General features: G+C 70.4%; 11 protein-coding genes. 3 read left to right on the forward strand and 8 right to left on the reverse strand.

Annotated features, from left to right (window positions below; translation table 11 throughout):
* A partial coding sequence (locus tag AC1DT4_RS19845; RefSeq protein WP_477091479.1) for a sigma-70 family RNA polymerase sigma factor occupies positions 1-980 on the reverse strand: 980 nt, incomplete at its 3' end.
* Positions 981-1,125: 145 nt separating this feature from the next.
* On the opposite strand from AC1DT4_RS19845, the gene AC1DT4_RS19850 reads away from it, so the two are divergent.
* Positions 1,126-1,944, forward strand: coding sequence for a hypothetical protein (locus tag AC1DT4_RS19850; protein ID WP_477091487.1), 819 nt, complete (start codon positions 1,126-1,128; stop codon positions 1,942-1,944).
* 207 nt (positions 1,945-2,151) lie between these two features.
* Positions 2,152-2,943, forward strand: coding sequence for a phosphotransferase (locus AC1DT4_RS19855; protein ID WP_477091480.1), 792 nt, complete (start codon positions 2,152-2,154; stop codon positions 2,941-2,943).
* Positions 2,944-3,000: 57 nt separating this feature from the next.
* Here AC1DT4_RS19855 and AC1DT4_RS19860 read toward each other — a convergent pair whose 3' ends face one another.
* The 7 genes from AC1DT4_RS19860 to nrdH all read right to left on the reverse strand — a co-directional run bounded on the left by AC1DT4_RS19860 (position 3,001) and on the right by nrdH (position 9,335).
* A complete protein-coding gene (locus AC1DT4_RS19860; protein WP_477091481.1) occupies positions 3,001-3,300 on the reverse strand; it encodes a DUF1540 domain-containing protein in 300 nt (99 codons plus the stop codon).
* A 153-nt stretch (positions 3,301-3,453) separates the two neighbouring features.
* On the reverse strand, positions 3,454-4,338 hold the full coding sequence (locus AC1DT4_RS19865) for a DUF2510 domain-containing protein (RefSeq protein ID WP_477091482.1): 885 nt from the start codon (positions 4,336-4,338) through the stop codon (positions 3,454-3,456).
* Positions 4,335-5,291, reverse strand: a complete 957-nt coding sequence (locus AC1DT4_RS19870; protein WP_477091483.1) for a DUF2510 domain-containing protein — start codon at positions 5,289-5,291, stop codon at positions 4,335-4,337. Before AC1DT4_RS19870 ends, AC1DT4_RS19865 begins: the two co-directional genes overlap by 4 nt.
* Positions 5,292-5,452: 161 nt before the next feature.
* Positions 5,453-6,427 carry a class 1b ribonucleoside-diphosphate reductase subunit beta gene (gene nrdF / locus AC1DT4_RS19875; RefSeq protein WP_477066214.1) on the reverse strand — a complete coding sequence of 325 codons (975 nt, stop codon included), beginning with the start codon at positions 6,425-6,427 and terminating at the stop codon, positions 5,453-5,455.
* A gap of 34 nt (positions 6,428-6,461) precedes the next feature.
* Positions 6,462-8,609 carry a class 1b ribonucleoside-diphosphate reductase subunit alpha gene (gene nrdE / locus AC1DT4_RS19880; protein WP_477091484.1) on the reverse strand — a complete coding sequence of 716 codons (2,148 nt, stop codon included), beginning with the start codon at positions 8,607-8,609 and terminating at the stop codon, positions 6,462-6,464.
* The gene (nrdI, locus tag AC1DT4_RS19885) at positions 8,579-8,995 is read right to left on the reverse strand and encodes a class Ib ribonucleoside-diphosphate reductase assembly flavoprotein NrdI (protein ID WP_477091485.1); all 417 of its coding nucleotides are present in this window, start codon (positions 8,993-8,995) and stop codon (positions 8,579-8,581) included. The genes nrdE and nrdI overlap by 31 nt, the downstream gene beginning before the upstream one ends.
* Positions 8,996-9,089: 94 nt before the next feature.
* Positions 9,090-9,335, reverse strand: a complete 246-nt coding sequence (gene nrdH / locus AC1DT4_RS19890; protein WP_370503192.1) for a glutaredoxin-like protein NrdH — start codon at positions 9,333-9,335, stop codon at positions 9,090-9,092.
* A gap of 501 nt (positions 9,336-9,836) precedes the next feature.
* On the opposite strand from nrdH, the gene AC1DT4_RS19895 reads away from it, so the two are divergent.
* Positions 9,837-10,551, forward strand: a 715-nt coding sequence (locus AC1DT4_RS19895; protein ID WP_477091486.1) for an AfsR/SARP family transcriptional regulator, incomplete at its 3' end; no start/stop codon positions are given.

A 10,551-nucleotide genomic window follows, 5' to 3' on the forward strand; every position in this document is an offset into this window, starting at 1 on the left:
GCCGTCGCGCCGGCGCCGGCAGCAGCGCCGCCACCGCCCGCGGCAGCAGCGCCACCCCCGGCGGCAGCTGCTCCACCCGCGCCGGCCCCAGCACCGGCGCCCGCGCCCGCACCGCCCGCAATCTCCGCTCCCGCACCGGCGGCCGCGGCGCCCGCCGCGATCCCGCCACCCACGGGCAGCAGCACGCCGAGCGCACCGAGACCGACCACGCCGAGCACCAGCGGCGCGATGACCGCCCGCATGCCGTGGTTGACGTCGCTGAGCTCGAGCAGCAGCCCCCGGCAGGTCCCGCAGCTCTCCAGGTGCGCCTCGACCTGCGCGGTCTCCCGGCTGCCCAGCCCGCCGCGCACGTAGGAGCCGAGCTTGCCCGCGACGGACTTGCAGCCCTCGTCGAGGGGGTCCTGCAGGTGCTGCTGGAGGTACGCCTGGCGCAGGCCCTCGCGCGCGCGGTAGGCCAGGGCCGCCGTGCCGTTCGCGGTCAGCCCCAGGATGGGGGCGATCTCCGCGGGCGTGAGCCCTTCGACCTCGGTGTGCCACAGCACGGCCTGCCACCGCTCGGGCAGGGAGTGGAACGCGCGCGCGACGACGCCGCGCTCGAAGCCGGCGAGCGCCGGGTCCTCGGCCGTGCCGGCCAGCGCCGTCCCGGCCTCGAGCACGGCGATGTCGTCGGTCGGCTGGACGCGGCGAGCCTTCTCACGCCGCAGCGCCGCCACGCGACGCACCACGGTGAAGAGATAGGCGCGGAATGCGGACTCGGGTCCATTTCCGCGTTGGAGTGCGCCGAAGACTGCGGCGAACGAGTCGGCGACCACGTCGTCGGCATCGGCCGGGGAGTCCGTGTACTGCCGAGCGACCACCCAGGCCGCGCCGGAGTGCCGTTCATAGAGCGCGCCGATGGCTGCGGCGTCCCCGGAGCGCGCGGCAGCGATGAGCTCCGCGTCGCCCGTGACTCCGCCGTCGAGCTGCGCGCTTGCTGCCACGAACTGCTCCCGTCGGCCTTCACGTACGACGGCACAGCCTGCCATATGGGACGTTTTCCGCATAAGCAGGAGGAAATTCACCGGGTGAAAAACAATCAGACCCGCGTCACACCCAACACGTGTCGGCCTCTCATCCGGCGTGACGATGAACCCAGGGTCGAACAACGCTGCCCTGCCCGCCCTCCCGGGCCAGCTCCCGGACGGCGCCGTGCCCGCAGCGCTCCGTGAACGCTGGCGCGACGAGAGCGTCCGGTCCGTGTGGCTCCGGCCGTCCGACTGGTACAACCCGGCCGTCGACGCCCTCGCCGCCGCGCTGCTCGGCGCGGGCGACACCGAGGCCGCCGCCGACGAGCTCGGCCGCGCGCGCGGGTACGACGGCGTCGGCATCGGCGAGACCATGGACGACCTCACCTGCCTGTACCGGACCCTGGGCGCCACCGAGCCGCCCATGACCGTCCTGCGCGCCCTCTGCCAGGGCTGGGCCGATGCGCAGGCCGGCACGATCGCCTTCGGCACCGCGCTGGACCCCGAGTCGGGCCTGCCCAGCCGCCAGTACCTGGCCATCCGGCTCGCCGAGACCTATCGCGACGCCGCGCTGCCCACGCAGCGCGCGCGGACCGCCGCGGACCTGGGCCACCACCTGGTGCTCATCGACGTCGCCGCGGGCACGGTCGACCCGTTCACGCGTGCCGCGCGGTCCGCCGCGGTCGGCGCCGCGATGACGACGACCTACGGCGAGGGCCATCCGATGGCCACGCTGGGCGGCGGGGTGTTCGCGGTGCTCGCGCGCGCCGACGAGGACCCGCATCCCCCGCTCGAGGCGCTCCAGGCGGAGATCGCCCGCCGCTGCGAGCTCCTCGAGATCCGGCTGTCCACCCGCCAACCGGTCCGCGTGTGGGTCGAGCCGCTGCCGGCCACCCACGAGCAGGCGCTGCAGACGCTCGAACGCGTGTCGAGGCCCTGACGCACCTGCACGACAGGTGTCCGGGAGGTAAAGCGCAGGTCAGGGACTTCTTGGTAGTCGACGGGGGACAAGCCGGACGAATGCGTCTACCGTCGATCCATGAACTCCGCTGGACTTGCTCCGAGCGACCCCACGACGCCTTCGGAACGAAGGGCGACTGGGGACGCTGAGACGTACCCGCACCACTCGCACGATGCCTCACCCGACGTGCCGACCCAGACGGACCGCCGCTCGACCGAGTCCGCCGACCACCCGCTCCCCGCCGTCGACGCCGAGTTGGCCGCGTCCGACGAACCCGGTCCGATCCTGGCCGCGGGCGAGACCGTCGACGTCTACGCGCTCGACGAGCACCACGTCCTGCGCCGCTACCGCTCCGGTCGTGACGCGTCGCCCGAGGTCGAGCTCCTGCGCCACGTGGTCGCGCACGGCTTCCCGGCCCCGGCCGTGCACCAGGCGAGCGGACCCGACCTGGTGATGGAGCGCCTGCACGGCCCGACCCTGCTGCAGGCGCTGGCCGCGGGCGAGGTCCCGATCGCCGACGCCGCCGCGATCCTCACCGACCTGCACTCCCGGCTGCACGCGATCACCCCGCCCGACGGGTGGGCACCGGACGAGCCCGACTCGTGGCCCCTGGTCATCTCCGGCCCGGTGATCGTGCACCTCGACCTGCATCCCGGCAACGTGATCCTCACCGAGGACCACGGGCCGGCGCTGGTCGACTGGACGAACGCCCGGACCGGCACGGCCCAGCTCGACGTCTCGCTCACCGCCCTGATCATCGCCGAGGTGGCCGTCGACGCCGGCGGTGTCTACTCCCAGGCCGCCCGGGCTCTGCTCGCCGCGTTCCTGCACGCCACCGACGTCGACCCGCTCACCGCCCTCGACACCGCCGCCGCGCTGCGCGCCGAGGACCCGTCGCTGGTGCCGGGCGAGCGCGAGCTGGTGCCCCAGGCCGCAGTACTCATCCGCGACCTCGTCGACGTCGCGACCCGCGCCTGACCCCACGGACGACGACGGCCGCCCTGATCAGCGGGGCGGCCGTCGTGCTGCCTGGGGTCAGCGCGGGCTGAACGTGAGGCAGTCGGCCTCCTCGTGCCCGGCACCGACGCGGATCGACTCCGCCGTGCACTCGAGCGACGTGTTGTGGGAGCACTCCGCGCGCTGGCAGGCGCCGACGTGCGTGATGACCTTGTCGAGGCCGCCCTTCGTCCCCAGCGGGATGAAGGTGGTGCACTGCGCGTCACCGGTGGCGCCGCCGATGTTCACGGCCGCCGCGTGGCAGTGCGAGTGGTCGTTGTACGAACAGCCGGCGACCGAACACTCGGAGACGGCGGGCATGTCCATCAGGGTGCTCATGACGACCTCCGTGGGGCGGGAAGCGGGCGTTCCTCTCGACGGTAGACCCGTCCACCGGAGCCTGCATAGCAAGGAAGGGCTGGCTTACCCGCAGGTCAGCGCCCCCCGTTCCAGCCCGTCCTCCTCACCCGCGCATGCCGCTCACGACGATGATCAGGGGCGGGGCCGACGACGCCCCCCGACCACCAACACCGCACCCCGGATGATCAGCGCGCCCCCGGACGCGGTCAGGACGACGGCGACGAGCGGGAAGATGCCCAGGAGCAGCAGGTCTCCGGTCGACCACGGCACGCGGGCGCTCCCGTCGCCCGGGGTCGCCGTCGGGTAGATCACCCTGATCGGGGACCCGACGGCCGGGCAGGTGCTCGACGAGAAGTCGGCGGTCGCCTGATACGTCCGGCCGTCGACGATGAACGACGCGTCCGGCGAGCACTGCCTGTCCCCGTCGCTGTGGGTTCGAGCGTGCTGGTCGGTCACGGTCCCAAGGGTCGCAGTCTCTCCGGAGCCGACCCGCGCCGTCATCATGTCGGGAACGAGGCCCCCCACGACGATCACGAAGAGGAAGAGGGAGCCGATCGCCAGCAGCGGGAGCGCGACGAGCATGCTCGCGACGCCCGCGCCGAGCCGGTTCCGGGCGACCCTCTGGGCTTCCGCTGCCGCAGCGGGCGGTGCCGTGACGAACGACGGGGACGCACCGATATCGCTGTGCTCGGGTCCCTCGTACCCGTAGGGCAAGGTGGCCGGGGTCCCGTAGGCCGGGAGCACGCTCTGGCGCCGCGGCGTCGGCACCGAGGCCTCTCCGTGCGGCTCCGGTCGATCCGGCGTCGCCAGACGCGACGTCGGTGCGCCTCTCGTCGCCAGGCGCTCGGCCCGGAGCGCCGAGATCGGCTCGGGCAGCCACGTCTCCGGCGCCACCGGTGCGTCCTGGACCGTTGGTCGGACCTGTTCGGTCCAGTGCACGCCGTCCCACCAGCGCAGCATCCCGGCCGCGTCCGGGCTCGGGTACCACCCGGCCGCTGGTGGAGGTCCGGCGCTCACGAACGCAGGCGGCGCAGGCCCGACAGGATCGACGACGAGCCCGTGATGATGCCCCGGATGCCGAACACGACCAGGACGAGCCCCGCGACCGGGAAGACCGCCAGGAGCATGAGGATCCCGAGAGACTCGGGGACCCGCGCGTCGCTCGGGTTCGCGGTCGGGTAGATGACCGTGATCGACGAGCCCACCGAGGGGCAGCTGCTCGACGAGTACCCCGCCTGCGCGCGGTAGGTGGTGCCGTCGACGACGAACGTCGCCTCCGGCGAGCACAGCCGACCGCCCTTGCTGCCCGTGGAGACGTGCTGGTCGACCACCGTCCCGCGCGCCGTGCTCTCCCCGGCGCCGGCGTGCGCGGACAGGATCTCGGGGATCAGGAAGAACGAGCTCACCAGGAGGAACACGAGCCCGAAGAGGATCAGCTTGACGCCGCCGGCGATGCCCACCCGGCTCGAGTCGCCCCCGTTGCCGATGATCCCGCCGAGCACCTCGCTCGCGCCGTACGCCTTCCCTGAGCCGCCGGCCTGGTAGCCGCCGTAGGGGTACGTGCCGGGGGTCCCGTACTGCGATGTCGCGTACGGCGCGGGACCTTCCGAGCCGTAGGGCTGGACCGGCGGAGGGCCCTGGGACGCGTTCGGCTGGGCGTCGGCGGGACCGTGCGGCTGGGGCATGAACGTGCCGCCGGCCCGCGCTGGAGCCGGCGGAGCCTGCGTCGCCACGGCGGCCGAGAGGAACTGCTGCCCGAGGCCGCCGAGGGCGCCCGCGAACCCGCCGCGCTGCTGCAGCGCGTGGGTCGCCTCGAACGCGGCCGCGTACTCCGCCGGGACGGACGCAGCAGGGGTCGGCGCGTCGACGACGCTGGGCCGGACGTGACCCGTCCACTGCAGACCGTCCCACCAGCGGTGCATCCCCGCCGCATCCGGGCTCGGGTACCAGCCAGGCGGCGGTGTGGTCACGTCGGCTCCAGTCGCACGAAGGTCCGGCGCGGCCCGGCCGGCCCGCCCCCGCGAGCCTGATCGGCCGGTCAGCGTGCGAAGTTGAGCCGGCGAGGACGAGAACGACCGAACGGCCGACCCCCGACAGGGGTCGACCGTTCGTCGGTGCGGGAGAGACCGGGTCAGAAGTCCCAGTCGTCGTCCTCGGTGTTCACGGCCTTGCCGATGACGTACGAGGAGCCCGAGCCGGAGAAGAAGTCGTGGTTCTCGTCGGCGTTCGGGGACAGGGCCGACAGGATCGCCGGGTTCACGTCGGTCTCGTCGCGCGGGAAGAGCGACTCGTAGCCGAGGTTCATCAGCGCCTTGTTGGCGTTGTAGCGCAGGAACTTCTTGACGTCCTCGGTCAGGCCGACGCCGTCGTAGAGGTCCTGCGTGTACTCGACCTCGTTGTCGTACAGCTCGAAGAGGAGCTCGAACGTGTAGTCCTTGAGCTCGGCCTTCTCGGCCGCCGACAGCTTCTCGAGGCCCTTCTGGTACTTGTAGCCGATGTAGTACCCGTGGACGGCCTCGTCGCGGATGATCAGGCGGATGAGGTCGGCCGTGTTGGTCAGCTTGGCGCGGCTGGACCAGTACATGGGCAGGTAGAAGCCCGAGTAGAACAGGAACGACTCGAGCAGGGTGCTCGCGACCTTCCGCTTCAGGGGCGAGTCGCCGCGGTAGTACTCCATGACGATCTCGGCCTTGCGCTGCAGGTTCGCGTTCTCCTCCGACCAGCGGAACGCCTCGTCGATCTCCTTGGTGGAGCACAGCGTCGAGAAGATCGAGCTGTACGACTTGGCGTGCACCGACTCCATGAACGCGATGTTCGTGTAGACGGCCTCCTCGTGCGGCGTGATCGCGTCGGGGATGAGCGAGACGGCGCCGACCGTGCCCTGGATGGTGTCCAGCAGCGTCAGGCCGGTGAAGACGCGCATCGTGAGCGTCTTCTCCTGCTCCGTCAGCGTCGCCCACGACTGCACGTCGTTGGAGACCGGGACCTTCTCCGGCAGCCAGAAGTTGCCGACGAGGCGGTCCCAGACGTCCGCGTCCTTGTCGTCGTCCAGCCGGTTCCAGTTGATCGCCGAGACGCGGCTGACGAGCTTGAGCTTCTCGCTCATCGGAGTGCTTCCTTCGTGTCGAACAGATCGGGGGTCAGAGCATGCACGAGACGCAGCCCTCGACCTCGGTGCCCTCCAGCGCGAGCTGGCGCAGGCGGATGTAGTAGATCGTCTTGATGCCCTTGCGCCAGGCGTAGATCTGCGCCTTGTTCAGGTCACGGGTGGTCGCCGTGTCCTTGAAGAAGAGGGTCAGCGACAGGCCCTGGTCGACGTGCTGCGTCGCCTCGGCGTAGGTGTCGATGACCTTCTCGTAGCCGATCTCGTACGCGTCCTGGTAGTACTCCAGGTTGTCGTTCGTCATGAACGGCGCCGGGTAGTAGACGCGGCCGATCTTGCCTTCCTTGCGGATCTCGATCTTCGACGCGATCGGGTGGATCGAGCTGGTCGAGTGGTTGATGTACGAGATCGACCCGGTGGGCGGGACGGCCTGCAGGTTCTGGTTGTAGATGCCGTGCTCCTGGACCAGGGCGGCCAGCGCGCGCCAGTCGTCCTGGGTCGGGATGTGCACGCCGGCGTCGGCGAACAGCGCCTCGATCCGTGCGGTGCGCGGCTTCCACTCCTTCTCGGTGTACTTCTCGAAGTACTCGCCCGTCGCGTACTTGGAGTCCTCGAAGCCGAAGAACTTCTGCTTCCGCTCCTGCGCGAGCAGGTTCGAGGCACGGATCGCGTGGTACGCCACCGTGTAGAAGTACATGTTGGTGAAGTCGAGGCCCTCGTCGGACCCGTAGAAGATGCGCTCGCGCGCCAGGTAGCCGTGCAGGTTCATCTGGCCGAGGCCGATCGCGTGGCCGCCGGCGTTCGCCTTCTTGATGGACGGCACCGACTCGATGTCCGTCTGGTCGGAGACGCCCGTCAGGGCCCGGATGGCGACCTCGACCGACTTGCCGAAGTCGGGCGAGTCCATCGACAGCGCGATGTTCATCGAGCCGAGGTTGCAGGAGATGTCGCGGCCGACCGTCTTGTACGAGAGGTCCTCGTTGTACTCCGACGGCGTCGAGACCTGCAGGATCTCCGAGCACAGGTTCGAGTGCGTGATCTTGCCGGCGATCGGGTTGGCACGGTTCACCGTGTCCTCGAACATCACGTACGGGTAGCCGGACTCGAACTGCAGCTCCGCCAGCGTCTGGAAGAACTCACGGGCGCTGATCTTGGTCTTCTTGATCCGCGCGTCGTCGACCATCTCGTAGTACTTCTCGGTGACGTTGATGTCCGCGAACGGCACCCCGTACACGCGCTCGACGTCGTACGGCGAGAACAGGTACATGGGCTCGTTCTTCTTCGCCAGCTCGAACGTGATGTCCGGGATGACGACGCCGAGCGAGAGGGTCTTGATGCGGATCTTCTCGTCGGCGTTCTCGCGCTTGGTGTCGAGGAACCGGTAGATGTCCGGGTGGTGCGCGTGCAGGTACACCGCGCCGGCGCCCTGGCGGGCACCCAGTTGGTTGGCGTACGAGAACGAGTCCTCGAGCAGCTTCATCACGGGGATGACGCCGGAGCTCTGGTTCTCGATGTGCTTGATCGGGGCGCCGTGCTCGCGGATGTTGCTGAGCAGGAGCGCCACGCCGCCGCCGCGCTTGGACAGCTGCAGGGCGGAGTTGATGCCGCGCGCGATCGACTCCATGTTGTCCTCGATGCGCAGCAGGAAGCAGGAGACGGGCTCACCGCGCTGCGCCTTGCCGAGGTTGAGGAACGTGGGCGTCGCCGGCTGGAAGCGGCCGGAGACGATCTCGTCGACGAGGGAGATCGCGAAGTCCTGGTTCCCCTCGGCGAGCGCGAGGGCGACCATGCAGACCCGGTCCTCGAAGCGCTCGAGGTACCGCTTCCCGTCGAACGTCTTCAGCGTGTACGAGGTGTAGTACTTGAACGCGCCGAGGAACGTCTGGAAGCGGAACTTCTTCGAGTACGCGTACTCGAAGAGCGTCTTGATGAACGCGCGGTCGTACTGCGCGAGGACCTCGGGGTCGTAGTACTTGTTCTCCACGAGGTAGTCGAGCTTCTCGTTCAGGTCGTGGAAGAACACCGTGTTCTGGTTGACGTGCTGCAGGAAGTATGCCCGCGCCGCCTCACGGTCCTTGTCGAACTGGATCTCGCCGTTCGCGCCATAGAGGTTCAGCATGGCGTTGAGGGCGTGGTAATCCAGTCCCGACGTCTCTACGCGGGTATCTGCGACTGTCGCTGCCAAAATCTTCCCAATCCCTCACGGACGGCTGTGACGTCCTCGTTCGTTCCCATGAGCTCGAAGCCGTACAGGTAGGGGACGTGGCACTTGGCCGCGATGATGTCCCCCGCGATGCAGTACTTCTCGCCGAAGTTCGTGTTGCCGGCCGCGATGACTCCGCGGATCAGCGCACGGTTGTCCTCGTCGTTGAGGAACTTGATGACCTGCTTGGGTACTGCGCCACCCTCGTTCCCTCCGCCGTACGTCGGCAGGATCAGCACGTACGGCTCGGAGACGTGCAGGAACGGGTCTGTCGGCCGCAGCGGGATGCGCTGGGCCTCGAGACCGAGCTTCTTGACGAATCGGTGGGTGTTGTCCGAGGCGGAGGAGAAGTAGACCAGGGAGCTCATCGGTCGGATCCCCTCGCTCGGGTCGTGCTGTCGCTGCGGCGAGCCCGCCGAGCCGGCGCGGCATTCACCAGCGCCGGCCCGGGGAGTCTGCGTGTCAGGCGACCGCGGTCGCCAGACGGTCGGCCAGCGCCTTGATGCGGTCCGGGCGGTAGCCCGACCAGTGCTCGCCGTCGACGATCACGACGGGCGCCTGGAGGTGGCCGAGCGACATGACGTAGTCACGCGCGTCGGCGTCCTCGCTGATGTCCACGACGGTGTACTCGGCGTCGAGCTTGTCGAGCGCGCGGTAGGTCGCGTTGCACTGCACGCACGCCGGCTTGCTGTAGACCGTGATCGTCATGGTGGGCTCCCCGTAGTCCTGTCTGCGGCCCGCTCCCCCCGGAGCGTTCGCGAAGCTGTTGCCTGGTGCTGATGGGCCCGTCGCCGGGCCGGATGCGGTGGGGAATCGGACGTTCACGGGGCCGAGAGTGTGCTCGTTCCGCGCCGGTTCGGTTCTTCACTGCGTCGTGACTAGACACTACACCTAGGGGTCCCGCACGCAATGGACCACTAGGGGTTGTAGTGACAAGCGTGTCATTCTTCACCCTGTGGAGAAGTCCCAGCCTACCGGCGACCACTGACAGAGCCCCCGACCAGCGCCGACGCGCGGTCGTGCACAGGCATCCACAGGCACCCGCTCGGCGCCCACAGGCCGCTCCACATCGCAGTCCACACCCGGCGCGCCCGATTCGCCGGGAACGCCCCGCCGCGACACGCCAGACGATGTCGCGGGACATGCACCCGAACGGTCCAGACGGCCTCCCGGACCCCTCGTGTCCCTCCCGTGCGCGATGCTGTCCCCGTGCAGATCACGACGCTCGGGGCGCTCGCCGTCGACGGCCGCCCCGTCCGCGGCGACCGCCTGGTCGCGCTCGTCGGGGCCCTGCTCGACGCGCGGGGCCGTGCGGTGTCGTCCGCCGCGCTGGTCGAGGACGTGTGGGAGGGCATCCCGCCCGACGACGCCGCCGGGGCCGTGCAGGCGCTGGTCTCGCGCGCGCGGCGCCTCGGGTTCGCGATCGAGGGCGCTCCGGGCGGCTACCGGCTGCCGACGGACGGCCTGCAGATCGACGTCGTCGACGCCGAGCAGCTGCTCGCCGCCGGTCGCGCCGCCCTGCGCGGCGGAGACCCGGCGCGCGCGCGCGACCTCGGCCGGGACGCGCGCGGCCTCGTGCCGGCGGTCCCCGACCTGGGGGACCCCGCCACGGCCCACCTGCTGGCCGACGTCGTCGCGCTGCAGGCCGAGGCGGGGCTCGCGCTCGGGCAGGTCGAGGACATGGTCGAGGACCTGCGCCGCTGCGCGCTGCGCACGCCGCCGGACGAGCCGCTCGTGGCGCTCCTGGTCCGGGTGCTCGCGGCGCAGGGCCGGGACGCCGAGGCGCTGGAGGTGGTCGAGCAGGTGCGCACCGAGCTGGCCGACCGGTACGGCACCGACCCGTCGCCCGTCGTCGCGCAGGCGCACGTCGCCCTGCTGCGCGGGGAGCTCGCCCCCGGGCCCGCGCGACGGCCGACGCCGACCC

The sequence above is a fragment of the Cellulomonas sp. P4_D11 genome (genome assembly GCF_056401915.1).

Bases quoted from the DNA above. Each gene is read 5' to 3' on its own strand.
- AC1DT4_RS19850 (WP_477091487.1), top strand. From the start codon at position 1,126: ATGAACCCAGGGTCGAACAACGCTGCCCTGCCCGCCCTCCCGGGCCAG.
- nrdF (WP_477066214.1), bottom strand. From the start codon at position 6,427: ATGAGCGAGAAGCTCAAGCTCGTCAGCCGCGTCTCGGCGATCAACTGG.
- AC1DT4_RS19860 (WP_477091481.1), bottom strand. From the start codon at position 3,300: ATGAGCACCCTGATGGACATGCCCGCCGTCTCCGAGTGTTCGGTCGCC.
- nrdI (WP_477091485.1), bottom strand. From the start codon at position 8,995: ATGAGCTCCCTGGTCTACTTCTCCTCCGCCTCGGACAACACCCACCGA.
- nrdH (WP_370503192.1), bottom strand. From the start codon at position 9,335: ATGACGATCACGGTCTACAGCAAGCCGGCGTGCGTGCAGTGCAACGCG.